The following is a 24,956-nucleotide window of genomic DNA, read 5'->3' on the forward strand; positions in this document are numbered from 1 at the left end:
CCCTCGTGGAGCAGGCCATCGCCACCCTCAAGTCCTGGAGGCTCCTCCGCAAACTGCGGTGCTCGACCACCCGGATCACCAGCCTCGTCCAGGCCGTCCTCACCCTCCATCTGACCAGCTCAGAGTGAAGATGGAAAAGGCTCATTCGCGCCTTTCGCTTTCGACACGGAAAACATTACGGGATACGAGAGCCGGAAAAAGCCAATTCCGATGGGACCTCAATTAAAGAGCTCTGCGAGTAATTCACAGGGGTTTTGCGGAACCGCAGCGCCATTCACATAGGTTTTACGGGACGCCTGCCGTACCCTCTACGCATGAGCAGCGACGACATCGCCCGCCCCTTCCCCGCCCGCTCCATCGAGACCCGCTCCGCGCTCACCCCGGACCTGGCCGAGGCCGTGCGGGCCCTGCTCGCCGAGGCTGTCGCGGTCGACGGGCAGCAGCCTGTGTCCGAGCAGGGCCGGCTGCAGTTGCGCGGTGGTGCCCGCGAGGGCGTCTCGCATCTGCTGCTGACGGTCGACGGCGAACTCGTCGGCTACGCGCAGCTGGAGGACACCGATCCGGTGGAGGCGCCGGCCGCCGAACTCGTCGTACACCCCGCGCACCGCGGGCACGGGCACGGCCGGGCGCTCGGCTCGGCGCTGCTCGCCGCCTCCGGCAAGCGGCTTCGGGTGTGGGCGCACGGCGGGCACCCCGCCGCCCGGCATCTCGCCCAGGTGCTCGGCCTGACCCTGTTCCGTGAACTGCGCCAGATGCGGCGGCCGTTGACCGGTCTGCAGCTGGCCGACCCGGTGCTGCCGGAGGGGGTGAGCGTGCGCACCTTCGTGCCCGGCAAGGACGACGCGGCCTGGCTCGCGGTCAACGCGGCCGCCTTCGCCCACCACCCCGAGCAGGGCTCGCTGACCCAGCGCGACCTCGACGACCGCAAGGCCGAGCCGTGGTTCGACCCGGCCGGGTTCTTCCTCGCCGAGCGGCGCGGGGAGTTGGTCGGCTTCCACTGGACCAAGGTGCACGCCGAGGAGGGGCTGGGCGAGGTCTACGTCCTCGGGGTCCGCCCCGGCGAACAGGGCGGTGGGCTCGGCAAGGCCCTCACCACGATCGGCCTGCGCCACCTGGCCGGCCAGCAGCTGCCGACGGCGATGCTCTACGTAGACGCCGACAACCAGGCGGCGGTGTCGGTGTACGAGCGGCTGGGGTTCACGACGTACGAGACGGACCTGATGTACCGCACGGAGACCTGACCCACGACTGAGCCAGGGGCGCCCGCCGGACCAGGGGCCTGCTCAGACCGGGAGCCCGACGGGCCGCCCCTCCGTACCGAGCCGGAGGCATGGGCCGAGAGGTGTACGGCTTTCGCCGGCCTGATGACCGGCTTGGCCGCCATACAGCTCGCCGGGGCCGGATCGGCACGGCCAAGCGCCGGAACGGCCTGGGAACCTTCCACGCCAGCGGCCCCACCACCGCCCGCCCCTCGCCGGGCTCCCGGCCGGGCTGCTGCCCCGCCGTACGCTGCCCGCGCTGGTCGTCGGCACGCTGCTGACCGGGGCCTCGGGGTCCTGGCGGCGAAGCTGATGCCTCACGTGTGGCCGACGATCACCCCGGGTCACCACGCCGAAGCAGGGCGGCACCGGCTCCGGCATGCCCATGCCCCAGTGCGGCAGCACCATCGCGCCACTCCACGCCGTCGCCGGGCCGCTGATTCCGGCCCCTTTCGGCCTCACCCACGCAGCCAGGACCCCCGTGATCCGCCCCGCGCTATCCCGCACGTCATGTCGCCGTAACCAATGATTCAGCCGGGCTTGCGACGCTCGGCCAATGAAGCCCGTCGTGCCAGAGCCTTCGCCGCCCCCCGAGGGGCCCGCGGGGAACGGGGCCGTGACGCTCCCGCCCGCACGTTCCGACGCGCCCGTAATGCCCATGGCGCGGAAGAATGGGGTCATGAGTCAGCCAGACACCCAGGCAGAGGTCCAGCGCATCCAGCCCGACGTGGGCTCCATAGCCGCGCACCGCACGCATGTCGCGCAGGGCGCGGTCTCCGACCTCGAACCCGACCTCGACGCGGACCTGGACGCGTACGAAGAGTCGAAGGCCGAGGGCACCCCCCTGCCCCAGGGCCGTTTCCTCGACCGTGAGCGCAGCTGGCTGGCCTTCAACGAGCGCGTTCTGGAGCTGGCCGAGGACCCGAACACGCCACTGCTGGAGCGGGCGAACTTCCTCGCGATCTTCGCCAGCAACCTGGACGAGTTCTTCATGGTCCGGGTGGCAGGGCTGAAGCGGCGCATCGCCACGGGCGTGGCCACGCGCTCCGCCTCCGGGCTGCAGCCGCGCGAGGTGCTGGAGATGATCTGGGCCCGCTCGCGCGAGCTCATGGCCCGGCACGCCGCCTGCTACCACGAGGACGTCGCCCCCGCGCTCGCGGAGGAGGGCATCCACCTGGTCCGCTGGAACGAGCTGGCCGAGAAGGAGCAGGCCCGCCTGTTCACGCTCTTCCGGCACCAGATCTTCCCGGTCCTCACCCCCCTGGCCGTGGACCCCGCGCACCCCTTCCCGTACATCTCCGGCCTGTCCCTGAACCTGGCCGTCGTCGTACGCAACCCGGTCAGCGGCCACAAGCACTTCGCCCGCGTGAAGGTGCCGCCGCTGCTGTCCCGCTTCCTGGAGAGCAGCCCCGGCCGGTACGTCCCCATCGAAGACGTCATCGCCGCGCACCTGGAGGAGCTGTTCCCGGGCATGGAGGTGCTGGAGCACCACGCCTTCCGGCTCACCCGCAACGAGGACCTGGAGGTCGAGGAGGACGACGCCGAGAACCTGCTCCAGGCCCTGGAGAAGGAGCTCATGCGGCGCCGCTTCGGCCCGCCGGTGCGCCTGGAGGTCGAGGAGTCCATCGACCGCGAGGTGCTGGACCTGCTGGTCCGCGAGCTGAAGATCAGCGAGGCGGAGGTGTACCCGCTGCCGGGTCCCCTCGACCTCACCGGCCTCTTCCGCATCCACAGCCTCGACCGGCCCGAGCTGAAGTACCCGAAGTTCGTCGCCGGCACCCACCGCGACCTCGCCGAGGTCGAGTCGGCATCCGCGCCGGACATCTTCGCCGCCCTGCGCACCCGGGACGTGCTGCTGCACCACCCGTACGACAGCTTCTCCACCTCCGTGCAGGCCTTCCTGGAGCAGGCGGCGGCCGACCCGGACGTCCTCGCGATCAAGCAGACCCTGTACCGCACCTCCGGCGACTCCCCGATAGTCGACGCGCTCATCGACGCGGCCGAGTCCGGCAAGCAGGTCCTCGTCCTGGTCGAGATCAAGGCCCGCTTCGACGAGCACGCCAACATCAAGTGGGCACGCAAGCTGGAGGAGGCCGGCTGCCACGTCGTCTACGGCCTGGTCGGCCTGAAGACGCACTGCAAGCTGTCCCTGGTGGTCCGCCAGGAGGGCGAGACCCTGCGCCGCTACAGCCACGTCGGCACGGGCAACTACCACCCGAAGACGGCGCGCCTGTACGAGGACCTGGGCCTGCTCACCGCCGACCAGCAGGTCGGCGCGGACCTCTCCGACCTCTTCAACCGCCTGTCGGGCTACTCCCGCCGAGAGACCTACCGCCGCCTGCTGGTGGCCCCCAAGTCCCTGCGCGACGGCCTGATCTCGCGGATAGAGAAGGAGGTCCAGCACCACCGCGCGGGCCGCCCGGCCTTCGTCCGCATCAAGGTCAACTCGATGGTCGACGAGGCGGTCGTCGACGCCCTCTACCGCGCGTCCCAGGCGGGCGTGCCGGTGGACATCTGGGTGCGCGGCATCTGCGCGGTCCGCCCCGGCGTCGCCGGCCTGTCCGAGAACATCCGGGTCCGCTCGGTCCTCGGCCGCTTCCTGGAGCACTCCCGCGTGTTCGCCTTCGGCAACGGCGGCGAGCCCGAGGTGTGGATCGGCAGCGCCGACATGATGCACCGCAACCTCGACCGCCGGATAGAGGCCCTGGTGCGGGTCGTCGACCCCGCCCACCGGGCGGCCCTCAACCGGCTGCTCGACACCGGTATGTCCGATTCGACCTCCTCCTGGCACCTCGGTCCGGACGGCGAGTGGACGCGACACGCGACCGACGCGGACGGCCAACCCCTGCGCAACATCCAGGAGATGCTCATAGACGCCCGGAGGCGCCGGCGTGGCACAGCAACACCTTGACCCGACGGACCCCACGGCCGAGGTGGTGACGGGGGACGCCCTCGCGGCGTACCTGCGCGCCCAGGCCACGGAGTTCCTCCGCGCCCTGCGCCTGCACCGCGAGAGCGGCGGCAACGGTGCGGGTGCCCCCGCGAGGCCGACGGCAGCGGCGGGCGAGGGCGGCGCGGAGGAGTCCGTCGACGCGGCGCGCCTGCTGCGCCGCTCGGCCCGCCGCATCAGCGGCAGCCTGCACACCTTCCGCCCGCTCCTCGACCCCGACTGGTCCGAGGAGATGCGCCCCGAACTGGCCTGGCTGTCCGGCACGCTGGGCCTGGAGCACGCGTACGAGGCCCGCCTGGAACGGCTGTTGCTGGCGCTGCACCGGTTGTCGGGGGCGACGGCCTTCCCGGGCCAGGTGGCCTCCGTGGAGGTGGCCGCGACGGCGCTTTCCCCGGCCGGTGGCCCGGCGGCCCCAACGCCGGAACGCGCCAACCTGACCGTGGGCGCGGCGAAAGCGGGCGCCCTGCTCGAACGCCAGCTGACCCTGGCCCGGACCCGGGCCCACTCCACGGCGCTCCAGGCACTGGGATCCAGCCGCTTTCACGCCGTCGCCGACAAGGTCGCCGTACTCGCCAGCGAGGTCCCCCTCACCCCCACCGCCCCCACCACCGACCTGCGCCCCCTGGCAGCCGCTGCGGAGGAACGGCTGACAGACGCCATCGCAGGGCTCCCCCTGGTCACCGCGGGCCACCCGTACAACGCGGAGGCCCTGGTGCACGGGCTGTCCCCGGACCCGTCCCCGCACCCCCAGGACGGCCCCTGGCACCAGGTCCGGCTGCTGCTGCGCCTGTACCGGTACGCCCAGGAGGCGCTGCACGGCGGCAACGCGCCGGTGAACGTGCGCGTGCTCACGGCCGGCCAGGCGCTGAACCGGCACCGGGACGCCTCGGAGGCGGCAGCGGCGGCGGCCCAGGCCGCCCGTACGCCGCGGATCGCCCCGGCGACGGCGTACGCGCTCGGCGTGCTCCACGCCGACCAGCGGCACGAGGTGGAGGCCGCCAGGTTCGCCTTCCAGCAGGCCTGGCAGAAGCAGACCGTCAGCACACCCTGAGTTCTCCCGAGGAGGCGGTGTGAACGACACGTTGGTGCGGGCGGCGGGCTGCGTGCTGTGGCGCCGCTCACCGGTCTCCGGCGACCTGGAGATCTGTCTGGTCCACCGGCCCAAGTACGACGACTGGTCGCACCCGAAGGGCAAACTCAAGCGCGGCGAGGACGCGCTCGCGGGCGCCCTTCGGGAGGTCGCGGAGGAGACCGGGTACACGGCCGCGCCCGGCGCGGAGCTGCCGACCCTGCGGTACGTCGCCAACGGCCGCCCGAAGCAGGTGCGTTACTGGGCGGCCGAGGCGGTCGGCGGGCACTTCACCCCGAGCGACGAGGTGGACCGCATCCTGTGGCTCTCCCCCGCCGCGGCCCGCAGCCGCCTCACCCAGCCCCGCGACCGCGAGCTCGTCGACGCCCTTCACAGCTCGGCGGCGTGAGCCTCCGCGTCCGTACGGGCCTGGCTGCGGGCCCGGCGGGCCGGACCGCGCCAGCCACAGCTGCAGCAGGCCACGCAGAAGCGGCCCTGTTCCGTCGTCGAGGTGCGGTGCTCCTGCCCCTGCCGGACGCGCTCCGGCCCCTCCTGCTGCGCCACGCTGACAACGTTACCCGCCGCACGGTAAAGGGCTCGTACGGCTTTCCCCGCCGCCGGCGGCGCGTGACGGCGCCCCCCACCTGTCGTTAACCGGACGTGTAGGGGGCCCGTGACGGACGTACCGGCTGGGGGTAGGCAGGCGATGGATCGGCGGCAGCACAGGAACGCGGGCAGGACGGTCGTCGCGGTGGGCATCATGCTCGGCCTCGGGGCGGGTGCCACGGGCTGTTCCGGCTTCGGGGCCGCCGCCGAGGACGTCAAGGGCGGAGGCGATCCGGTCGCGGTCCTGCGCCGGGCCGCCGACACCCTGGGCGGCGCGGGCACGTCCAAGGCCACCACCTCCATGGAGATGGCCACGGGCGGCACCCGGGTCACCATCCGCGGCCAGGGCGTCTACGACTACCGGCACCGGCTCGGCCGGCTCACCGTCGTCCTGCCCGAGGACCCGGCGGGCACCTCCGAGCACCAGCCGATCACCGAACTCCTCGCCCCCGGCGCCCTGTTCATGAAGAACCGGGGCGCGGGCGTGCCCGCCGACAAGTGGGTGCGGGTGGACACCGCCACGCTGTCCGACGGCAATCTGGTCACCGGCGGCGCGACCGACCCGTACGCGGCGGCCGAGGTGCTGCGCGGGACACGGACGGCGGCCTACGTCGGCCGGACCGAGGTCGGCGGCACCGCCGTACGGCACTACCGGGGCACGGCGGACCTGAGCAGCGCGGCCCGCCAGGCCTCCGCCGAGAACCGGGCGCCGCTGGCCGCGGCGGCGAAAGGGTTCGCCGCGGCCGAAGTACCGTTCGACGTGTATCTCGACGACCAGGGCCGCATCCGCAAGCTCAGGCAGCGCTTCAGCTTCGTCAACGGCCTGCAGAAGACCCCGGTGGCGGTCGCCTCGACGACCCTCCTGTACGACTTCGGCGCCCCCGCCGACGTACGGCTGCCGCGCTCGGCGGACATCTACGCGGGCCGGATCGCCGAGAACGGCAACTAGGTCCTGTCGTCAAATTCCCACCGTCCGCCCGGAGGGCGGGCCCTGCGGCGTCAGGTGCGTGCTCTGGGGGTCCCCCCGGCCGAAGGCTGGGGGAGTGCCGGGTCCTGGCCCTCGTACTGGTTGTACTCGGGCCCGGGCCCGGTGCGGCGAGTGGGGGCACCTCCCACGCCCTTAAGGCAGTGGGGGAGCGTGCATGGCGTCGCGGGGCAGGCGGGAATTTGACGACAGGGCCTAGTCCCCGGCACCACCCGGTAAGTAGCCCGTCCGTGCCATGCGCGGTGTGTAGAGCGCTGCCTACTCTAGGAAGTCGGTGACGGTGGAGAAGAGGTGAGGCGGGTGGCTCGGGCCGGCGGTACGGCGGTGCAGGACCATGTGGCCCTCGCCGAGATCGAGCTCTGCGGAGAGCTGATCATCGCGGCCTCCGCGGCCGAGGACCGGCTCAGCCTGGAGAGCATCGACGAGGTGCTGCGGGTGTCCGAGGAACGCGACGACCAGGACCGCCAGGACTAGGTGCACTCGGCCTAGGACCGGAGCAGGCGGCCGATCGCCTTGGTCGCCTCGTCCACCTTCATGTCGATCTCGTCGCCGCCCTTGAGGGCCGCGTCGGCCACGCAGTGCCGCAGATGCTCCTCCAGCAGTTGCAGCGCGAAGGACTGCAGCGCCTTGGTGGAGGCGGAGACCTGGGTGAGTATGTCGATGCAGTACGTGTCCTCGTCGACCATCCGCTGCAGGCCCCGGATCTGCCCCTCGATCCGGCGCAGCCGCTTGAGGTGCTCGTCCTTCTGCTTGTGGTAGCCGTGCGTGGCGCCGGCCTCGGTCGTCGTCATCACAGGCCTCCCTCTCCCGACGAGCTGCGGATACATACCCCTGGTGGGTATATGGTAACCAATTCCGTGGGGTAGGGAGCCCTTGGTACGCCCCCGTGCTGATCACTGTGCCCGATGGGCGACACTGGGATGCGGCCCGTTAGCCGTGGCCGGATGATGCGCCTAGCATCAGCCTGACCGAAACCGAAGCACCCCGAGGACCCCACGTGCGCTTTCGTCTGACCCCCAGGGAGACGAGCTTCTACGACATGTTCGCCGCCTCCGCGGACAACATCGTCACCGGCTCGAAACTCCTGATGGAACTGCTCGGGGCGGACGCATCTGCCCGAGCCGAGATCGCAGAGCGTATGCGGGCCGCGGAACACGCGGGTGACGACGCCACGCACGCGATCTTCCACCAGCTGAACTCCTCGTTCATCACGCCGTTCGACCGCGAGGACATCTACTCCCTCGCCGGGTCCCTCGACGACATCATGGACTTCATGGAGGAGGCCGTCGACCTGGTCGTCCTCTACAACGTCGAGGAACTGCCGAAGGGCGTCGAGCAGCAGATCGAGGTCCTGGCCCGGGCCGCCGAGCTGACGGCGGAGGCGATGCCGAACCTGCGCACCATGGACAACCTGACCGAGTACTGGATCGAGGTCAACCGCCTCGAGAACCAGGCCGACCAGATCCACCGCAAGCTGCTGGCCCACCTCTTCAACGGCAAGTACGACGCGATCGAGGTGCTCAAGCTCAAGCAGATCGTGGACGTCCTGGAAGAGGCGGCGGACGCGTTCGAGCACGTGGCGAACACGGTGGAGACCATCGCCGTCAAGGAGTCCTGAGGCGTCGATGGACACCTTCGCCCTCATCGTGACCATCCTGGTCGCGCTCTTCTTCACCTACACCAACGGCTTCCACGACTCGGCGAACGCGATCGCGACGTCGGTGTCGACGCGGGCGCTGACCCCGCGGGCGGCCCTCGCCATGGCGGCGGTCATGAACCTGGCCGGCGCGTTCCTGGGCTCGGGAGTCGCCAAGACGGTCAGCGAAGGCCTGATCGAGACGCCCTCCGGCGCACACGGGATGGGCATCCTCTTCGCCGCCCTGCTCGGCGCGATCACCTGGAACCTGATCACCTGGTACTTCGGCCTGCCGTCCTCGTCCTCGCACGCCCTGTTCGGCGGCCTGGTCGGCGCGGCCCTGGCGGGCGGTACGGCGGTCCACTGGAACGGGGTGCTGGACAAGATCATCATCCCGATGTTCCTGTCCCCGGTGGTCGGCCTGATCGTCGGCTACCTCGTCATGCTGGCGATCATGTGGCTGTTCCGCCGGGCCAACCCGCACAAGGCCAAGCGCGGCTTCCGTATCGCGCAGACGGTCTCCGCGGCCGGCATGGCCCTCGGTCACGGCCTCCAGGACGCCCAGAAGACCATGGGTGTGGTCGTGATGGCACTGGTGATTTCCGGCCACGAGACGTTCGGCGATCCGATCCCGGTCTGGGTGAAGATCGTTTCCGCACTGATGCTCTCTCTGGGCACCTACGCGGGCGGCTGGCGCATCATGCGCACCCTCGGCCGCAAGATCATCGAGCTGGACCCGCCGCAGGGCTTCGCGGCGGAGGCCACCGGCGCCTCGATCATGTTCGGCACGGCGTACCTCTTCAAGGCGCCGATCTCCACGACCCACGTCATCACCTCGGCGATCATGGGCGTGGGCGCGACCAAGCGCGTCAACGCCGTCCGCTGGGGCGTGGCCAAGAACATCGTCCTGGGCTGGTTCATCACCATGCCGGCAGCCGCGCTGGTCGCTGCGCTGGCCTTCGGAGTGGTCGACCTGGTGGCGCTGTAAAGGTACGGGTAGGTACTCGTACTGCAACGTCCCTGCCTCCCGGTTGATCCACCGCGCCCATGCGGAGACCGGCTGGCACCCGTACACCCCGACCGCAGAGCATCTCGCCGCCCTGCCTGCCATCAAGCGCTGAAACGCAGTGGGCCCGCCCCCGGGAGCCAGGGGCGGGCCCTCTTGCGTCCTCGCGGTGGCACCGCCATGCAGCACCGCGAGGGGTCGTACCGGCCTAGCCGAAGCGGCCGGAGATGTAGTCCTCCGTCGCCTGGACGGACGGGTTGGAGAAGATCCGCTCGGTGTCGTCGATCTCGATCAGCCGGCCCGGCTGGCCCACCGCCGCGAGGTTGAAGAACGCCGTACGGTCCGAGACACGCGCCGCCTGCTGCATGTTGTGCGTCACGATGACGATCGTGAAGCGCTCCTTCAGCTCACCGATCAGGTCCTCGATGGCGAGGGTGGAGATCGGGTCCAGGGCCGAGCAGGGCTCGTCCATCAGGAGGACGTTCGGCTCCACCGCGATCGCCCGCGCGATGCACAGCCGCTGCTGCTGACCGCCGGACAGGCCGGAGCCCGGCTTGTTCAGGCGGTCCTTGACCTCGTTCCAGAGGTTCGCGCCCTTGAGGGACTTCTCGACGATGTCGTTCAGTTCCGACTTCTTGTACTTGCCGTTCAGCCGCAGGCCCGCCGCCACGTTGTCGAAGATCGACATCGTCGGGAAGGGGTTCGGGCGCTGGAAGACCATGCCCACCTCGCGGCGGACGGACACCGGGTCGATCCCGGCGCCGTACAGGTTCTCGTCGTCCAGCAGCACCTTGCCCTCGACGCGGCCACCGGGGGTGACCTCGTGCATCCGGTTCAGCGTGCGCAGGAACGTCGACTTGCCGCAGCCGGAGGGGCCGATGAACGCCGTCACCGAACGCGGCTCGACGGTCATCGAGATGTCCTCGATCGCCTTGTGGGAGCCGTAGTAGGCGGTCAGTCCGCTTACGTCGATTCGCTTGGCCATGTCTTCTACTTCACTTCCAGAGATTCAGGCTCGGTCGCTGTTGGCCGCGTCAGCGACCGGTCTTCGGGGCCTTCCAGCGGGCGATGCCGCGGGCCACGAGGTTGAGGATCATCACGAAGGCGATCAGCGTGAGGGACGCCGCCCACGCGCGGTCGTACGCCGCGTTGGCGCCCGCGCTCTGCGCGTACTGCTGATAGATGTACAGCGGCAGCGACGCCTGCGCACCCTCGAACGGGTTGTTGTTGATGAACGGGTTGCCGAACACCAGCAGCAGCACCGGCGCGGTCTCGCCCGCGATTCGGGCGATGGCCAGCATGACGCCGGTGGTGATGCCGCCGATGGAGGTCGGCAGGACCACCTTCAGGATGGTCCGCCACTTCGGCACGCCGAGCGCCAGCGAGGCCTCGCGCAGCTCGTTCGGGACGAGCTTGAGCATCTCCTCGGTGGAGCGCACGACGACCGGCATCATCAGGATGGCCAGCGCCAGCGAACCGGCGAAGCCGAAGGGCTGCATCTGGAAGATGAGCATCAGCGACAGGATGAACAGGCCGGCGACGATCGACGGGATACCCGTCATGACGTCGACGAAGAACGTGACGGCCTGGGCGAGCCTGCCCCGCCCGTACTCCACCAGGTAGATCGCGGTCAGGATGCCGATCGGCGCACCGATGAGGGTGGCGAGCCCGACCTGCTCCAGGCTGCCGATGATGGCGTGGTAGATGCCGCCACCGGGCTCGGAGTCGGCGACGACCCCCATGGAGTGGGTGAGGAAGTAGACGTTGAGGACCTTCACGCCGCGCGAGATCGTCACCCAGATCAGGGAGACCAGCGGGACGACGGCGAGCAGGAAGGCGACCCAGACGAAGGAGGTGGCGACCCGGTCCTTGGCCTGTCGGCGGCCCTCCACCCGGGAGGCGATGCCGTAGGTGCCGAGGACGAAGAGGATCGCGGCGATCAGGCCCCACTGGATCTTGCTGTGCAGGCCGCCGACCAGGCCGATGACCACGGCCAGGGCGATCGAGCCGGCGGCGATGGCCCAGGGGGACCACTTCGGGAGGCTGGCGCCGCGCAGCGTGCTGGGGCGCTTGTCGGCGAGTGCGTGGCTCATGCGTTGGCCCCCGAGTACTCCTTGCGGCGGGCGATGATCATGCGGGCCGCGCCGTTGACCAGCAGGGTGATGACGAAGAGGACGAGACCGGAGGCGATCAGCGCGTCCCGGCCCTGCTCGGTGGCCTCACCGAACTTGCTGGCGATGTTCTGGGCGAAGGTGCCGCCGCCCGGGTTCAGCAGGCTGGCGTGGATGACGTAGTCCGGGGAGAGCACGGTGGCGACGGCCATCGTCTCGCCGAGGGCGCGGCCGAGGCCGAGCATGGACGCGGAGATCACACCGGAGCGGCCGAAGGGCAGGACGGCCATGCGGACGACCTCCCAGCGGGTGGCGCCGAGGGCCAGGGCGGCCTCCTCGTGCATCCGCGGGACCTGCCGGAACACCTCACGGCTGACGTTGGTGATGATCGGCAGGATCATGATCGCCAGCAGGATGCCGACGGTGAGCATGGCACGGGGGGCGCCCCCGTCCCAGGAGAAGATGCCGGTCCAGCCGAGGTAGTCGTTCAGCCAGCCGTACAGACCCGCCATGTGCGGGACGAGGATCAGGGCGCCCCAGAGGCCGTAGACGATGGACGGCACGGCGGCGAGCAGGTCGATCACATAGGCGATGGGACCGCTCAGCCGGCGCGGGGCGTAGTGGGTGAGGAACAGCGCGATCGCGACGGCGATCGGGACCGCGATGACCATGGCGATGATCGAGGAGACGATCGTGCCGTAGGCCAGCACCGCGATGCCGAAGCTCGGCGGGATGAGGTTGGTGTTCCACTCGAAGGTGGTCAGGAAGTTCCCGTGGTCCTTGCTGATCGCGAGGGAGGCACGGTAGGTGAGGAAGACCGCGATCGCGGCCATGATCACCAGCAGCAGGATGCCGGAGCCACGGGACAGGCCGAGGAAGATGCGGTCGCCGGGGCGGGTCGCGCCGCGGGCGTTGCGCTTCTGCTCGGTCGGCGAGGGCTGGGGCGTGGGGGGAGGTGCGTCGGTTGTCTTGGTCGATATGTCCATCGGGTTCTCCGGTCTGCGGAGCCGGGCGCCCTCACGGGCGGCGGCTCATGGCGGCGGTGCACCGGACGGTGCGGCCCGAGCCCTGCCGGGCACGGGCCGCACTTTCGGATCAGGTCAGCTCAGGCCCTCGATGGTGGTGCGGACCTTGCTGTTGATCTCTGCGGGGATCGGGGCGTAGTTGTTGCTCGTCAGAAGCTTCTGACCGTCCTCGCTGGCGATGTAGCGCAGGAACGCCTTGGTGGCGGGCAGGGTGTCCGCCTTGTTGCCCTTGTCGCAGACGATCTCGTACGTCACCAGGGTGATCGGGTAGGCACCCTCGGCCTTGGTGGCGTAGTCGAGCTTCAGCGACAGGTCCTTGCCGGTGCCGACGACCTTGGCGGCCGCGATGTCGGCGGTGGCGGAGTCGGTGGAGGGCTTCACCGGAGCCTTGGCACCGGTGTTGATGGCGACGGTGGTCATGTCCTTGGCGTAGGACAGCTCGAAGTAGCCGATCGCGCCGGTGTTCTGCTTGACGCCCTGGGCCACACCGGCGGAGCCGGAGGCCGCCTGGCCGCCCTTGGCCTGCCAGGCCTTGCCGCCGGAGTACTTCCAGTTGTCCGGGGTGGTGGCCTTCAGGTACTTGGTGAAGTTGTCCGTGGTGCCGGAGTCCTCGGAACGGTGGAAGGCCTGGATCTTCAGGTCGGGAAGCTTCGCCGAGGGGTTCAGCTTCTTGATCGCCGGGTCGTTCCAGTTGGTGATCTTGCTGTCGAAGATCTGGGCGATCGTCGGGGCGTCCAGGACGAGGTTGTCGACACCCGGGACGTTGTAGCCGAGGGCGATCGGACCGCCGACCATCGGCAGGTCGATGCCCTGGCCGCCGGAGCAGACCTGCTTGGAGGCAGCGACCTCGGCCGGCTTCAGCGCGGAGTCGGAACCGGCGAAGGCGAGCTGGCCCTGGTTGAAGGAGGTGACACCGGCGCCGGAGCCGCCGCCCTTGTAGTTGATCTGCACGCCACAGGCCTGGGAGAACTCCTTGACCCAGGCGTCGATCGCGTTCTTCTGCGCGGAGGAGCCGTCTGCGAGCAGCTGACCCTTGGCGTTGTCACACTTGATCGAGGAAGCGTTGGTGGCGCCGGACGGGTTGCCCGAGGACTTGCCACCGTTGCCGGTGTCGTCGGAGCCGCACGCCGTCAGGGCCAGGGCGCCGGTCACGGCGATCGCACCGAGGGACAGGGCGCGCAGCCGGTTCTTGCGCTGAAGCTTCACTTTCGGGAGTTCCTTCCAGGAGCCGCCGCGTTCGGCGGCGTGCGAGGTTTCGAGGAGTGCGCGAGCGCATCTATGGCCGCACTCCGCACCGTGCACGGCCGAAATTAGGCAGAACAGGTGAAGCCGCCGATGGCCGGAAGTGAACGGGGGGTGAACCCCTGCCGTCGGCCCGGTTAGGTCACGGAATGCTCACGGGGAGGGCACACGGAGGTTCCGACCGGCGGGTTACGCGCACACGTCTTCGACGTTCGTTTCCCTGTGCGAGAACTGTTACGAACCAACGTGCCCATGCGGTCGTCTCACCCCCCGTAGGGCCACGGGGGCCCGTGGAAGGGCGAATGAGGACGATGGGCATGGAACGGCGTACGTTCATCGCGGGCGGCACGGCCGTACTGGCCGCAACCGCACTGACCGGCTGCAGCTCGGGGACGAACGGGTCCACCGCCGCGGCGAACACCCGCTCATCCTCGCTCACGTCCCTCAAGACCACCAGCGCGAACGCCGCCGCGAACTGGACGGCCCTCGCCCATGACCTGGAGGGCACCCTGGTCCGGCCCGGCGACGCGACCTGGACGACGGCCCACCAGCTGTACAACACCCGCTTCGACGCACTGAGGCCCGCCGCGGTGGCGTACGTCGCCCACGCCGACGACATCCGTACGACCCTCGCCTACGCGCAGGCCCACGGCATCCGGGTGTCCATACGCAACGGCGGCCACTCCTACGCGGGCTACTCCTCCGGCGACAACCGCCTGATCCTCGACGTGTCCAGGCTGAACCGCATACGGGTCTCCGGCGGTACGGCGGTCGTCGGCGCCGGCTCCAAGCTGATCGACGTCTACCGGGGCCTGGCCGCGAAGGGCGTGACCATACCCGCCGGCTCCTGCCCCTCCGTCGGCGTCTCCGGCCTGGTGCTCGGCGGCGGCCACGGCGTCGCCTCCCGCGCCTACGGCCTGACCTGCGACAGCCTCACCCAGGCGACCATCATCACGGCGGACGGCACCCAGGTGACGGCGAACGCCTCGACCCACTCCGACCTCTTCTGGGCCCTGCGCGGCGCGGGCAACGGCAACTTCGGCGTCGTCACCGAGCTGCAGTTCAAGACCCACCCGGCCCCGCAGGCCGTGACGGCGTACATGACATGGCCCTGGTCCAGGGCCGCCGCCGTCCTGAAGGCCTGGCAGGAGTGGGGCCCGAGCCAGCCGGACGAGATCTGGTCCTCCCTCCACCTGTCCTGCTCACCGGGCGGCACGCCCTCCGTCTCGGTGGCCTGCTTCTCCCTCGGCACCTACGGCGAACTGCAGAACGCCGTGGACCGCCTGGCCCACGCGGCCGGCGCGAACGCCTCCTCCGTCACCCTGCGCCGCCGGGGATACGAGGAGGCGATGGAGATCTACGCCGGCTGCTCCTCCTTCTCCGGCGACGCCCAGTGCCATCTGCCCGGCTCCACCCCCGGCCGCTCCCCCCAGGGCCGCCTGGGCCGGGAGACGTACGCGGCCCGCTCCGACTTCTTCGACCGCTCGCTGTCGGCGGCGGGCATCCAGACGGTCCTGCAGCAGATCCGTTCCGTCCGGGGCGGCGCGGGCAGCATCGCGTTCACCGCCCTCGGCGGCGCGGTCAACCGCGTCTCGCCCACGGCGACGGCCTTCGTCCACCGCCGCTCCCGGATGCTGGCCCAGTACATCGCGTCCTGGGGCGCGGGGGCCTCCGGCGCCTCGGCCCAGTCCTGGCTGACGTCCGCCCACGGGGCGATGGCGCCGTACGCCTCCGGGGCGGCGTACCAGAACTACACCGACCCGACGCTGAAGGACTGGAAGAGGGCGTACTACGGGGACGCGGCGACCCGGCTGGGCAAGGTCAAGAAGCAGTACGACCCGCAGCGGTTCTTCTCGTACGCGCAGGGGCTGTAGGCGGCCGTAGCTGCGGGCAGTCGTGCCGCTGGGGCGACACGGGTGGGCGCAGTGAGCAGCGCCCGACCCATCCGGCCGCAGTAACGGCTAGGCCCTGTCGTCACATTCCCGCCGTCCGCCCGGAGGGCGGGCCCTGCGCCCGCCGCGATGGGGGTGCCCCCGCGCGGGCCTGTTCGAGCGTGGGGGAGGCTCATGTATGCCGTAGGTGCGTGCTCTGGGGGTCCCCCCGGCCGAAGGCTGGGGGAGTGCCGGGTCCTGGCCCTCGTACTGGATGTAGTTGGGCCCGGGCCCGGTGCGGCGAGTGGGGGCACCTCCCACGCCCTTGAGGCAGTGGGGGAGCGTGCATGACATCGCGGGGCAGGCGGGAATGTGACGACAGGACCTAGGCCGCCAGGTCCCGTTCCTCGGACTCCACCGGCTTACGGGCGCCGGGAAGCACCGACCCCTCGCCCGCCCCGCTCACCGACCGCCTCCGTACGACCCACCCCGCCCGCGGCGAGCGCTCCACCGCTCGCAGCAGCGGGGTGAGCAGCGCCATGGCCGGCGGCGACAGGAGCAGCGCGACCGCCGTACCCAGCGCGAAGCCCCCGACGACGTCCGTCGGATAGTGCACGCCCATGTACACCCGGCAGAACCCCTCCAGCAGCGCGAGCCCGATGCCCGCGATCCCGAAGCGGCGGTCGGCGACGAAGAGGCCGACGCCCAGCGCCATGGTGATGGTGGCGTGGTCGCTGACGAAGGAGAAGTCGGTCTTGCCGGAGACGAGGACGTCCAGCCCCTGGTGATCGACGAAGGGGCGAGGGCGCTCCACGAAGCCCCGGATCGGGACGTTGACCAGCACGGCGATGCCGGCCGCGAGCGGCGCCCAGACCAGCGCGGCGACTGAGGACGCGGCGTCCTCGGCGCCCCGGCGCCGCACGGACCACCAGCACCACAGCACGAGCAGCACCAGGGCGAGCAGCAGTCCGTACTCACCGACGAACTCCATGGCCCGGTCGAACCAGTGGGGCGCGTCCTTGGCCAGGCCGTTGATGTCGTAGAGCAGGTCGACGTCGGGGTTCGATCCGGATTCGGCGAGTACAGCCATGGTGCTGCGGCCCCTTCGTCGTCCACCGGACGCACCTCGTGTGCGCCGCTCCTACCCCCGTGGTTCGTAGATCCGCTTCCGCTGCACTGCCGCACTGCCCGTACTGACGTCCGCTCGGCTACGTCAACAGGAACGCACGGCCCCCATCAATACGTTCCACTCTCCACTGAATGATCACGCAGACGTTATCGAAGAGAGACTCATCATCGCAGCTCAGGCCGGTGTTTCACGCTCCGTCACCACGCCTGTCGCGATCTCACACCGCCTCACACCGCCGTGGGGAGCGCTTTTGCGCCATCTTCGGTGACGCGGGTGGCGCCGAAGTAGTCGGGCGTGTCGATCGGATCGAACCGGATGACGGCCCCGGTCCGCGGCGCGTCGATCATGTACCCGCCACCCACATAGATCCCCACGTGATGGATGGCCCGCGAGTCGCCCGGGTTGGTCGAGAAGAACACCAGGTCACCCGGGAGGAGCTGGTCCCGCGAGGGATGCGGCCCGGCGTTGTACTGGTCGTTCGCCACGCGCGGCAGGCTGATCCCCACGTTCGCGTACGCGGCCTGCGTCAGCCCCGAACAGTCGAACCGCCCACCCTGCTCGGCCGCCCCCTCCCCACCCCACAGATAGGGCGTCCCCAACTTCCCCTGCGCGAAGGCGATGGCACCGGCGGCTTGTTGGGTGGGGTCGACACGGGTCACGGGCGCGGCGAAGCTCTTCTCCAGAGTCGTGATCGTTTTCACGTAGTTCTGGGTCTCCTGGTACGGCGGTACACCCCCGTACTTGATCACCGCGTAAGCGCCCGCGTTGTAGGCGGCGAGCATGTTCTCCGAGACGTTCCCGGGCACGTCCTTGACGTACTTGGCGAGTTCACAGTCGTACGCGGCGGCCGAGGGAATCGCGTCGTTCGGGTCCCAGACGTTGCGGACGCCGTCGCCGTTGCCGTCGACTCCGTGCGTCGCCCACGTCCCGGGGATGAACTGCGCTATCCCCTCCGCCTTCGCCGGGCTCACGGCGTTGGGGTTGAAACCGCTCTCCTGGTACAACTGCGCAGCCAGCAGGGCCGGGTTGAGGGCCGTGCATAGATTGCCCCACTTCTGCACAAGCGTCTTGTACGCCGCCGGGACGGCTCCCTTGGCCAGTCCCACGCTGCCCGAGCCGACGCCGTTGACGAGGTTGCCGGCGACGATGTACACCCCCACGACGAGCAGCATCACGAAGCTCAGGCCGAGCCCGACCGCGACACCACCCACCACCCACACTTTGCGCACGACCCAACCCTCCCCCATACAGGGCCCGTTCAAGGCCACTTTCGCGGCACGTCCGTTCCCATGGCCAACATTTCGGCCTATTCATGACGCTCGTGCGGGCTACCCAGTGGATCACGGTAAGTCACGGCTCTGACAGTCCGCCCAGAGCAGCTTCCCGCCCCGGGATGCGCCCAGCTCCCGCAGCACGGAGACGCCCCAGGAGTCGGCACAGGCCCGTACGAGCTGCAGCCCGCGTCCGCTTTCCGCGTCCTCCGGTACGACATCGGGCGCGGCGTCGGCGGTGAAGCCGGGCGGCACGCGCGGGTCGCTGTCCCAGACGGCCACCGTCAGCCGCCCCGATTCCCTGCCGAGGAGGCGGAGCGCGTAGGGGCCGGAGGTGTGCAGGTGCGCGTTGGCGAGCAGCTCGGCGGCCAGGAGTTCGGCGGTGGGAGTGAGCGAGGAGAGCTCGTGCGCGGCGAGGACGGTACGGAGTGTTGCACGAGCGATCCCCGGTGCGCGTGGATCCTGCGGGAGGTGGAGAGTGTAGGCCCAGGGCTTGGATACGGTGGACATCGAAGTCTCCGTTCAGCAAGGGGGGTTGAAGTGCGGATGTTCGATTGCCCAGTGACCTGCCACCCCGTCGGGTGGTGCGCTTCCGGGCGAGGGCCCGGGCAATAAAGTAGCGGCGCGCGTAAAAGTTCTTAGACGGTTTGCGCGATAGAGCTGATTTGCCATCCATGTGGGTGACAGGGAGGGTGGGACACCCATGAGGAGCAACCCGACGGGGCGTCAACTCCGTTTGGGCGCCGAGCTGCGCAAACTCCGCGAGCGGGCCGGTCTGACGTCCACCCAGGCGAGTCAACTGCTCGGCGTACAGCAGAACCAGATCAGCAACGTCGAGGCGGCCCGCGCGGGCGTGAGCCCGGAGCGCGTGCGCACACTGGCCTGCCACTACGACTGCGCCGACACCGACCTCGTCCAAGCCCTGTGCGACATGGCCGGCGAGCGGTCGCGCGGCTGGTGGGAGGAGTACCGCGAGCTGCTGCCCACGGCGTTGTTGGACCTCGCCGAGCTGGAACACCACGCCACCCGCCTGCGCAGCGCCGTGGTGATCCACGTGCCGGGACTGTTCCAGACCGCCGAGTACGCCCGTGAGATCTTCCGCCAGGCAGTGCCCGAGCTCCCGGCGCCCGATGTGGAACACAGGGTGTCGTTCCGGGTGAAGCGGCAGGCCGTGCTCTTCCGGGACCCGCCCACCCCGCACCAGGTGATCGTCCATGAGGCCGCCCTCCGCATGAGGTTCGGCGGCCCGGACGTGACACGCGGACAGCTCCAGTACCTGCTGGACATGAGCGAACGGGCCGACATCACGATCCAGGTGCTGCCTTTCGGCTCGCTGGTCTTCCCTGGGTCGGGACAGGCGATCTACTACGCCGAGGGGCCGGTGCCCGAGCTGGACACGGTGAACCTCGACCAGTCACACGGCCCCGTGTTCCTCGACGCCGAGGCCCAGCTCACCAAGTACCGCGTACTGCTGGACCGTATGGAGGCCGCCGCCCTCACCCCCGAAGAGTCGCAGTCGTTCATCCACACCATGCTCAAGGACCTGTGAAGGAGCGGCCCATGCCCGGACTCGTCTGGCAGAAGTCGTCGTACTGCCCGGAGGGCAACTCCTGCATCCACATAGCCACAACCCCCGGCACCATCCACCTCACCGAATCCTCCGACCCCACCGGAGCCATCCTCACCACCACCCCCGCCGCCTTCGGCGCCCTCCTCGCCGCTCTCAAGAGGGAACCGGCCCCCGCCGGCCGGGGTGACCACGACGACGCCCCCCTCCGCCTCCGCTCCGCGGGCACCGTCGTCACGACCACCCGCCACAAGTGGAACGCCTTCGTACTCGGCGTACAGGCGGGCGAGTTCGACCACTTCACTGAAGAGAGCTTGACGCCCCGGCGCGATTGACCACGCACAGGGACGTCGTCCCGGTCACCGCGTCGACGTCTCCGTGCCGACCGGTGCCGCCCCGGCCGGCACGCGGGTGTCCGGCGCCTGGCCCACCGCTTCGGTGCTGATCTCCGGCAACCTGTGCCTGCGCCGGTCCGCCCAGCACACGGCGACGGCAGCGGCGGCGAAGGCCGCGGCCGAGAGGCCGGCGGTGAAGGCGACGGAGGGAACGACCTCGCCGACGGCGGCCCGCTGACCGAGCATCAGGGCATTCGAAGGCCGGATGCTCGCGGGTGCACCCCCCGCCGGAGCCACCTTCCCGCCGTCCTCTCTTCAGGGATCGCCGATCGCGTCCTTGTACAGCTCGGCCGCGCCGCTGCCCAGCACCACGCTGTACGACACGTCGTCGGTCGAGCCGCCCTCCTCGTGGCCGCCGAGGACGCCGACGACCTGGCCGTCACCGTTGATCCAGGGGCTGCCGCTGGTGCCGCTGGTCAGGGAGGGGCAGTCGATGCGCTGCTGGGTGCTGCTGTGCGCGACCGGTTTGTTGGTGCACCTGACGGGCACCTCACGGGAGCTCGGGTAGCCGACGACGGTGACGGCGGTGGCGCCGGTGGCCGTACCGGTGGTGAAGCGATTGGCTCCCACGACGTCCTCGATCCGCCTGCCGTCCAGGTCGTCGACGGTGACGAGGGCCAGGTCGCTGTCCTCGTCCTGGTCCTTGGCCCAGCCGTCGGGAAGGTAGCGCTTGGCGACCTTCCACACCCCGTACGGCGCCTGTCCGTCCCGGTAGCCCGGCACGAACACCAGCTCGTTGTCGGAGTTGCTCACGCAGTGCGCGGCGGTGACGAGGAGATTGCCCCGCGGGCTGTGCACGACCGAGGCCGTGCAGAAGTGGCCGCCGGACAGGTCGTCGGCCCGGTCGGCGCCGAACAGCGCGCCGATCCTCGCCGTGTGCCGGTTCGCGACAGCATCGGCGGTGACCCCGAGGGGCCCCGGCCCGTCATCGGCGGCCGCTACGGACGCCGAGGTCAGGGCGAGCATCACCACGGCTCCCAGCAGCGCGGGACGCGAGGTGACCGTGATGCGTGAGATGCGCTTCATCAGGTCTCACTGTCCCCCACGAACGTGAGAATCCGGCTGAGACTTATCTGAGATTTTCCTGTGAAACCTTGTGACGAGCGAGAGTCTTAACTGCAACACCCCGCCGACCAGGCGCGATTACGTCACGTGACGAATCCCGGTGCGACTGACTTGACCGTCACATGGCAACTCGACCCACATGACCCTACCCGCACGCACACCCGTACGACACTTCACGGTCGGCTGGCCGGCTTCAGCTCCCACTCCACCCCGGTCAGCTCCTCCGACAGCGTCCACAGGCGCCGGGCCGCCTGTGCGTCGCTGGCCGCCCTGCTGCGGCCCACCAGGGTGGGGGTGCCACGCATCTCACCGAGGCCGGAGGGGCCGACGTAGGACGCGCCGGGGAGGTCCTGGCTCGCGGCGTAGAGGGTGGGCAGGGCGCCTGCCCGGTCGCTCTGCGCGAAGACCCTGTTGCCGACGGCCATGAGGCCCCTCATCAGGGGGTTCGCGTGGTGGCTCTGGAGGTTGGTGGCCGCGTAGCCGGGGTGCGCGGCGAGGGCGCGGACGGGGGAGCCGGCCTCGGTGAGGCGGCGCTGGAGCTCCAGGGTGAACAGGAGGTTGGCCAACTTGGACTGGGCGTAGGCGCGGGACGGGGTGTAGCGGCCGCGCAGGTTGACGTCCTCGAAGTGGATCACTCCCCCGCGGTGGAGGCCCGAGGACACCGTCACCACCCGGTCCGTCACATGGGGCAGGAGCAGGTTCGTGAGCGCGAAGTGGCCCAGGTGGTTGGTGCCGAACTGCATCTCGAAGCCCTGCTTGGTGCGCTGCTCCGGCAGCATCATCACGCCCGCGTTGTTGATCAGCAGATCCAGCGGGCGGTCCCAGCCGGCCGCGAACTCCCGCACCGAGTCCAGGTCGGCCAGGTCCAGGCGGCGCACCTCGGTGCTGCCGCTCACCTTCGCCGCGGCGGCGCCGCCCCGCGCGAGGTCCCGTACGGCGAACACCACATGCGCTCCGGACCGGGCCAGGGCCTCGGCGGTGGCGAGGCCGAGGCCGCTGTTGGCGCCGGTGATCACGGCCGTACGGCCGGTCAGGTCGGGGAGGTGGGTCGCGTTCCATGTGTCAGCCATGGAGCAAAAGTAGACATCGACAACAATGATGTCAATGACAACATCCAGTTACGATGGTCCGCATGCCGCACATGTCCCCGTCACCGACGAACCGCCCCTATCACCACGGAGACCTGCGCGCCGCCCTGCTCAAGAGCGCCGAGCGCACCCTGCGCGAGAAGGGGGTCGGTGCGCTCTCGCTGCGCGAGCTGGCCCGGGACGTCGGGGTGAGCCATGCGGCACCCGGCCGGCACTTCAAGGACAAGCAGGCGCTCATGGACGCCCTCGCGCTGGACGGGTACGAGCGGCTGAACCGGGCCCTGGACACCGCCGCCGCACAGCCCGGGCTCACCTTCGAGGGGCGGATGACGGCCCTCGCCCGGGCCTACCTCGGCTTCGCCGTCGACAACCCCGAGCTGCTGGAGCTGATGTTCGCGCGCAAGCACGCCCCCGAAGGCTCTGCCGGCTCCGACCGGCTCGCCGCCGCCGTCGACCAGTCCCTCGGCTCCCTGACCCGGATGGTCGCGGACGCCCAGGAGCAGGGCGAGATCGTCGCCGGGGACCCCGAGCGGATCACCATGATCGCCGCCGCGAGCCTGCACGGCCTCGCCGCCCTCATCGCCGCTTGCGCGCTCGACGCCGAGGACGCCCTGAGCGGCCTGGACGAACACGTCCACCTGCTGCTCCACGGCCTCAAGCCCCGCTGAGCCCGGCCGCCCTCCTCTCCGCCCCCCTTCTGCGCGGCACCTCCACCCCCCTCTGCGCGACACCTGTGCCTCAGGTCAAGCCCCACCCAGCACAGCGCCAGCACACGGCCATTGATCAGTAAGCCGCCAACCGCCTTGGGTAACGCGGTGGTCAGGATTCCGAAAGTCTCTTGTTGTCGCGTACTCAACAAAGCGATGGTTCGTCGCGGGCCGCCGCCCCCACCGGTCACCCATCGGTGGTCCCCCACACCCGCAGGCCTCTGTCACCCATTTCCAGGAGGCTGTACCTTGCGTACCACCACCAACTCCCCCCACATACGCGGCAGATGGCGCCGCGTCGGCTCGGCAGCAGCGGCCACCGCCGCGCTCGTCATCGCCGGACTCGGCACCGCCGCCCACGCGAGTGCGGACACCGCCGTCACGAGCCACAAGGTGAGCGCCAAGGCGATCGCCGCCCAGGTCGCGAAGGCCCACGTGCAGTACACACGGGCATGCGGCGCCACCCCGAAGAAGGGCTTCGCGGCCTGCAACGCGCTGCGCGTCACCGGGGGCACCACCGCCTTCATGGAGAAGCAGGCGGCCCTGAAGGGCATCGCCCCCAAGACCATCAAGCCGAACGCCGCCTCCGCCTCCCCCACCGGATACGGCCCCTCGGACATCCAGTCGGCCTACGGCCTGACCTCCGCAGCCTCCTCGAACGGCTCCGGCGAGACCGTCGCCATCGTCGACGCCTACGACGACCCGAACGCCGAGTCCGACCTCGCGACCTACCGCTCGCAGTACGGCCTCCCGGCCTGCACCAGCGACAGCGGCTGCTTCAGCAAGGTCGGCCAGGACGGCTCCTCGTCCAACCTCCCCAGCGCCGACAGCGGCTGGGCCGGTGAGGAGTCCCTCGACCTCGACATGGTCAGCGCGGTCTGCCCGAACTGCAACATCCTCCTCGTCGAGGCCAACTCGGCCTCCGACGCCGACCTCGGGACCGCGGTGAACGAGGCCGTCTCCCTTGGCGCGAAGTTCGTCTCCAACTCCTACGGCGGCGCCGAGTCCTCCTCCGACACGACGTACGACGCCCAGTACTACAACCACCCGGGCGTCGCCATCACCGCCAGCGCGGGCGACAGCGGCTACGGCGCCGAGTACCCGGCAGCCTCCCAGTACGTCACCGCCGTCGGCGGCACCGCCCTGAAGACCTCCTCCGACAGCCGCGGCTGGACCGAGTCCGTCTGGAACACCTCCAGCACCGAGGGCACCGGCTCCGGCTGCTCCGCCAACGACCCCAAGCCGAGCTGGCAGACCGACAGCGGCTGCTCGAACCGCATGATCGCCGACGTCTCGGCCGTGGCCGACCCCGCCACCGGCGTCTCGGTCTACGACACCTACCAGGCGAGCGGCTGGAACACCTACGGCGGCACCAGCGCCTCCTCGCCCATCATCGCCTCGGTCTACGCCCTCGCCGGCACCCCGGGCAGCAGCGACTACCCGGCCCAGTACCCGTACAACGCGGCCGGCACCTCCGCCCTGAACGACGTCACCAGCGGCAGCAACGGCAGCTGCTCCACGTCGTACTTCTGCACCGCCGGGCCCGGCTACGACGGCCCGACCGGCTGGGGCACCCCGCAGGGCACGAGCGCCTTCTCCGCGAGCTGACCGACCCGCAAGGCCGCCCCGTCGGGTCACGGGGAGCCGCCGGATGAGGGGGACGTGGGGTCCCCTCGGCGGCACGGAAGGAAAACGGGCCACGGCACCCGGCCGCGGCCCGTTTTCCCTGTCCAACTCCCTTGAATCCCGATGCGACCTGACGGCCTTCACCGGCTGACCGCACCCACCGCCCCGCAGCTCAAGGGCCCGACGGCACCCGCCGCCGGGCCCTTGTCCATTTTCCGCTCCCCGCCCATGAGAACATCGTCTCGACCCCTCACCCGACCAGCCGTCAGAAACCGTGCCAGGTCGTAAAGGAGGACAACGACCGAACCACACGACAGGTTCCGGTCGGACCTCGTTGCCCGGCGTGAC

The 24,956-nt window shown here is 70.1% G+C and carries 25 protein-coding genes and 1 pseudogene; 14 read left to right on the forward strand and 12 right to left on the reverse strand.

Features of this window, described 5'->3' with window-relative positions:
- The 5 genes and pseudogenes from ACWC2T_RS42010 to ACWC2T_RS42030 all read left to right on the forward strand — a co-directional run.
- Positions 1-128: pseudogene (locus ACWC2T_RS42010) on the forward strand (IS5/IS1182 family transposase); the annotation flags it as partial.
- A 186-nt stretch (positions 129-314) separates the two neighbouring features.
- On the forward strand, positions 315-1,241 hold the full coding sequence (mshD, locus tag ACWC2T_RS42015; RefSeq protein WP_450675559.1) for a mycothiol synthase: 927 nt from the start codon (positions 315-317) through the stop codon (positions 1,239-1,241).
- Between the two features lie 574 nt (positions 1,242-1,815).
- Positions 1,816-4,170, forward strand: a complete 2,355-nt coding sequence (locus ACWC2T_RS42020; protein ID WP_450675560.1) for an RNA degradosome polyphosphate kinase — start codon at positions 1,816-1,818, stop codon at positions 4,168-4,170.
- Positions 4,151-5,260 (forward strand): CHAD domain-containing protein, encoded by a 1,110-nt coding sequence (locus ACWC2T_RS42025; protein ID WP_450675561.1) that lies wholly within the window; start codon positions 4,151-4,153, stop codon positions 5,258-5,260. The genes ACWC2T_RS42020 and ACWC2T_RS42025 overlap by 20 nt, the downstream gene beginning before the upstream one ends.
- A 19-nt stretch (positions 5,261-5,279) precedes the next feature.
- Positions 5,280-5,687 carry an NUDIX hydrolase gene (locus ACWC2T_RS42030; RefSeq protein WP_450675562.1) on the forward strand — a complete coding sequence of 136 codons (408 nt, stop codon included), beginning with the start codon at positions 5,280-5,282 and terminating at the stop codon, positions 5,685-5,687.
- On the opposite strand, the gene ACWC2T_RS42035 is transcribed toward ACWC2T_RS42030, so the two are convergent.
- Complete coding sequence (locus ACWC2T_RS42035) at positions 5,669-5,842, reverse strand: hypothetical protein (RefSeq protein ID WP_450675563.1); 174 nt, start codon at positions 5,840-5,842, stop codon at positions 5,669-5,671. The two genes, ACWC2T_RS42030 and ACWC2T_RS42035, sit on opposite strands and share 19 nt — an antisense overlap.
- Positions 5,843-5,984: 142 nt before the next feature.
- Here ACWC2T_RS42035 and ACWC2T_RS42040 point away from each other — a divergent pair, with 142 nt between their 5' ends.
- Together ACWC2T_RS42040 and ACWC2T_RS42045 are read left to right on the forward strand one after the other, a co-directional pair.
- Positions 5,985-6,833, forward strand: a complete 849-nt coding sequence (locus ACWC2T_RS42040) for a hypothetical protein (RefSeq protein ID WP_450675564.1) — start codon at positions 5,985-5,987, stop codon at positions 6,831-6,833.
- Positions 6,834-7,160: 327 nt separating this feature from the next.
- Positions 7,161-7,343: a hypothetical protein gene (locus ACWC2T_RS42045; RefSeq protein ID WP_450675565.1), complete on the forward strand. Its 183-nt coding sequence runs from the start codon at positions 7,161-7,163 to the stop codon at positions 7,341-7,343.
- Between the two features lie 11 nt (positions 7,344-7,354).
- Here ACWC2T_RS42045 and ACWC2T_RS42050 read toward each other — a convergent pair whose 3' ends face one another.
- Positions 7,355-7,660 (reverse strand): metal-sensitive transcriptional regulator, encoded by a 306-nt coding sequence (locus tag ACWC2T_RS42050; RefSeq protein WP_450675566.1) that lies wholly within the window; start codon positions 7,658-7,660, stop codon positions 7,355-7,357.
- 206 nt (positions 7,661-7,866) lie between these two features.
- On the opposite strand from ACWC2T_RS42050, the gene ACWC2T_RS42055 reads away from it, so the two are divergent.
- Positions 7,867-8,487: a DUF47 domain-containing protein gene (locus ACWC2T_RS42055; protein ID WP_094216994.1), complete on the forward strand. Its 621-nt coding sequence runs from the start codon at positions 7,867-7,869 to the stop codon at positions 8,485-8,487.
- A 7-nt stretch (positions 8,488-8,494) separates the two neighbouring features.
- Positions 8,495-9,493: an anion permease gene (locus tag ACWC2T_RS42060; RefSeq protein ID WP_450675567.1), complete on the forward strand. Its 999-nt coding sequence runs from the start codon at positions 8,495-8,497 to the stop codon at positions 9,491-9,493.
- A gap of 226 nt (positions 9,494-9,719) precedes the next feature.
- On the opposite strand, the gene pstB is transcribed toward ACWC2T_RS42060, so the two are convergent.
- The 4 genes from pstB to pstS all read right to left on the reverse strand — a co-directional run bounded on the left by pstB (position 9,720) and on the right by pstS (position 13,853).
- A complete protein-coding gene (pstB, locus tag ACWC2T_RS42065; RefSeq protein WP_450675568.1) occupies positions 9,720-10,496 on the reverse strand; it encodes a phosphate ABC transporter ATP-binding protein PstB in 777 nt (258 codons plus the stop codon).
- A 49-nt stretch (positions 10,497-10,545) separates the two neighbouring features.
- Positions 10,546-11,604, reverse strand: a complete 1,059-nt coding sequence (gene pstA / locus ACWC2T_RS42070; RefSeq protein ID WP_450675569.1) for a phosphate ABC transporter permease PstA — start codon at positions 11,602-11,604, stop codon at positions 10,546-10,548.
- A complete protein-coding gene (pstC, locus tag ACWC2T_RS42075; protein ID WP_450675570.1) occupies positions 11,601-12,608 on the reverse strand; it encodes a phosphate ABC transporter permease subunit PstC in 1,008 nt (335 codons plus the stop codon). Before pstC ends, pstA begins: the two co-directional genes overlap by 4 nt.
- 114 nt (positions 12,609-12,722) lie before the next feature.
- Positions 12,723-13,853 carry a phosphate ABC transporter substrate-binding protein PstS gene (gene pstS, locus ACWC2T_RS42080; RefSeq protein ID WP_450675571.1) on the reverse strand — a complete coding sequence of 377 codons (1,131 nt, stop codon included), beginning with the start codon at positions 13,851-13,853 and terminating at the stop codon, positions 12,723-12,725.
- A gap of 353 nt (positions 13,854-14,206) precedes the next feature.
- Here pstS and ACWC2T_RS42085 point away from each other — a divergent pair, with 353 nt between their 5' ends.
- Entirely contained in the window at positions 14,207-15,763 is a 1,557-nt protein-coding gene (locus tag ACWC2T_RS42085; RefSeq protein ID WP_450675572.1) for an FAD-binding oxidoreductase, read from the forward strand.
- 382 nt (positions 15,764-16,145) lie between these two features.
- On the opposite strand, the gene ACWC2T_RS42090 is transcribed toward ACWC2T_RS42085, so the two are convergent.
- The 3 genes from ACWC2T_RS42090 to ACWC2T_RS42100 all read right to left on the reverse strand — a co-directional run bounded on the left by ACWC2T_RS42090 (position 16,146) and on the right by ACWC2T_RS42100 (position 18,670).
- Positions 16,146-16,850 (reverse strand): phosphatase PAP2 family protein, encoded by a 705-nt coding sequence (locus ACWC2T_RS42090; protein ID WP_450675573.1) that lies wholly within the window; start codon positions 16,848-16,850, stop codon positions 16,146-16,148.
- Between the two features lie 266 nt (positions 16,851-17,116).
- On the reverse strand, positions 17,117-18,136 hold the full coding sequence (locus ACWC2T_RS42095; protein WP_450675574.1) for a C40 family peptidase: 1,020 nt from the start codon (positions 18,134-18,136) through the stop codon (positions 17,117-17,119).
- A gap of 93 nt (positions 18,137-18,229) precedes the next feature.
- Entirely contained in the window at positions 18,230-18,670 is a 441-nt protein-coding gene (locus tag ACWC2T_RS42100; protein WP_450675575.1) for an ATP-binding protein, read from the reverse strand.
- A 193-nt stretch (positions 18,671-18,863) separates the two neighbouring features.
- Between ACWC2T_RS42100 and ACWC2T_RS42105 the strand changes: the two genes are divergently transcribed.
- Complete coding sequence (locus ACWC2T_RS42105) at positions 18,864-19,709, forward strand: helix-turn-helix domain-containing protein (protein ID WP_450675576.1); 846 nt, start codon at positions 18,864-18,866, stop codon at positions 19,707-19,709.
- A gap of 11 nt (positions 19,710-19,720) precedes the next feature.
- On the forward strand, positions 19,721-20,062 hold the full coding sequence (locus tag ACWC2T_RS42110; RefSeq protein WP_450675577.1) for a DUF397 domain-containing protein: 342 nt from the start codon (positions 19,721-19,723) through the stop codon (positions 20,060-20,062).
- A 24-nt stretch (positions 20,063-20,086) separates the two neighbouring features.
- On the opposite strand, the gene ACWC2T_RS42115 is transcribed toward ACWC2T_RS42110, so the two are convergent.
- The 3 genes from ACWC2T_RS42115 to ACWC2T_RS42125 form a co-directional block, all read right to left on the reverse strand.
- Entirely contained in the window at positions 20,087-20,308 is a 222-nt protein-coding gene (locus tag ACWC2T_RS42115) for a hypothetical protein (protein WP_450675578.1), read from the reverse strand.
- A gap of 69 nt (positions 20,309-20,377) precedes the next feature.
- The gene (locus tag ACWC2T_RS42120; protein ID WP_450675579.1) at positions 20,378-21,148 is read right to left on the reverse strand and encodes a trypsin-like serine peptidase; all 771 of its coding nucleotides are present in this window, start codon (positions 21,146-21,148) and stop codon (positions 20,378-20,380) included.
- A 212-nt stretch (positions 21,149-21,360) separates the two neighbouring features.
- Positions 21,361-22,257: an oxidoreductase gene (locus ACWC2T_RS42125; RefSeq protein ID WP_450675580.1), complete on the reverse strand. Its 897-nt coding sequence runs from the start codon at positions 22,255-22,257 to the stop codon at positions 21,361-21,363.
- Between the two features lie 62 nt (positions 22,258-22,319).
- Here ACWC2T_RS42125 and ACWC2T_RS42130 point away from each other — a divergent pair, with 62 nt between their 5' ends.
- Complete coding sequence (locus ACWC2T_RS42130) at positions 22,320-22,943, forward strand: TetR/AcrR family transcriptional regulator (RefSeq protein ID WP_450675581.1); 624 nt, start codon at positions 22,320-22,322, stop codon at positions 22,941-22,943.
- Between the two features lie 288 nt (positions 22,944-23,231).
- Positions 23,232-24,590 carry a S53 family peptidase gene (locus ACWC2T_RS42135; RefSeq protein WP_450675582.1) on the forward strand — a complete coding sequence of 453 codons (1,359 nt, stop codon included), beginning with the start codon at positions 23,232-23,234 and terminating at the stop codon, positions 24,588-24,590.
- The last annotated feature ends 366 nt before the right edge of the window (positions 24,591-24,956 follow it).

It is taken from the genome of Streptomyces sp. NPDC001393, from assembly GCF_053597455.1.

Coding starts and splice junctions, on each gene's coding strand:
- mshD (WP_450675559.1), top strand. CDS start 315: ATGAGCAGCGACGACATCGCCCGCCCCTTCCCCGCCCGCTCCATCGAG.
- ACWC2T_RS42020 (WP_450675560.1), top strand. CDS start 1,816: ATGAAGCCCGTCGTGCCAGAGCCTTCGCCGCCCCCCGAGGGGCCCGCG.
- ACWC2T_RS42040 (WP_450675564.1), top strand. CDS start 5,985: ATGGATCGGCGGCAGCACAGGAACGCGGGCAGGACGGTCGTCGCGGTG.
- ACWC2T_RS42050 (WP_450675566.1), bottom strand. CDS start 7,660: ATGACGACGACCGAGGCCGGCGCCACGCACGGCTACCACAAGCAGAAG.
- ACWC2T_RS42060 (WP_450675567.1), top strand. CDS start 8,495: ATGGACACCTTCGCCCTCATCGTGACCATCCTGGTCGCGCTCTTCTTC.
- pstB (WP_450675568.1), bottom strand. CDS start 10,496: ATGGCCAAGCGAATCGACGTAAGCGGACTGACCGCCTACTACGGCTCC.
- pstA (WP_450675569.1), bottom strand. CDS start 11,604: ATGAGCCACGCACTCGCCGACAAGCGCCCCAGCACGCTGCGCGGCGCC.
- pstC (WP_450675570.1), bottom strand. CDS start 12,608: ATGGACATATCGACCAAGACAACCGACGCACCTCCCCCCACGCCCCAG.
- ACWC2T_RS42085 (WP_450675572.1), top strand. CDS start 14,207: ATGGAACGGCGTACGTTCATCGCGGGCGGCACGGCCGTACTGGCCGCA.
- ACWC2T_RS42090 (WP_450675573.1), bottom strand. CDS start 16,850: ATGGCTGTACTCGCCGAATCCGGATCGAACCCCGACGTCGACCTGCTC.
- ACWC2T_RS42095 (WP_450675574.1), bottom strand. CDS start 18,136: ATGGGGGAGGGTTGGGTCGTGCGCAAAGTGTGGGTGGTGGGTGGTGTC.
- ACWC2T_RS42100 (WP_450675575.1), bottom strand. CDS start 18,670: ATGTCCACCGTATCCAAGCCCTGGGCCTACACTCTCCACCTCCCGCAG.
- ACWC2T_RS42105 (WP_450675576.1), top strand. CDS start 18,864: ATGAGGAGCAACCCGACGGGGCGTCAACTCCGTTTGGGCGCCGAGCTG.
- ACWC2T_RS42110 (WP_450675577.1), top strand. CDS start 19,721: ATGCCCGGACTCGTCTGGCAGAAGTCGTCGTACTGCCCGGAGGGCAAC.
- ACWC2T_RS42115 (WP_450675578.1), bottom strand. CDS start 20,308: ATGCTCGGTCAGCGGGCCGCCGTCGGCGAGGTCGTTCCCTCCGTCGCC.
- ACWC2T_RS42120 (WP_450675579.1), bottom strand. CDS start 21,148: ATGAAGCGCATCTCACGCATCACGGTCACCTCGCGTCCCGCGCTGCTG.
- ACWC2T_RS42125 (WP_450675580.1), bottom strand. CDS start 22,257: ATGGCTGACACATGGAACGCGACCCACCTCCCCGACCTGACCGGCCGT.
- ACWC2T_RS42130 (WP_450675581.1), top strand. CDS start 22,320: ATGCCGCACATGTCCCCGTCACCGACGAACCGCCCCTATCACCACGGA.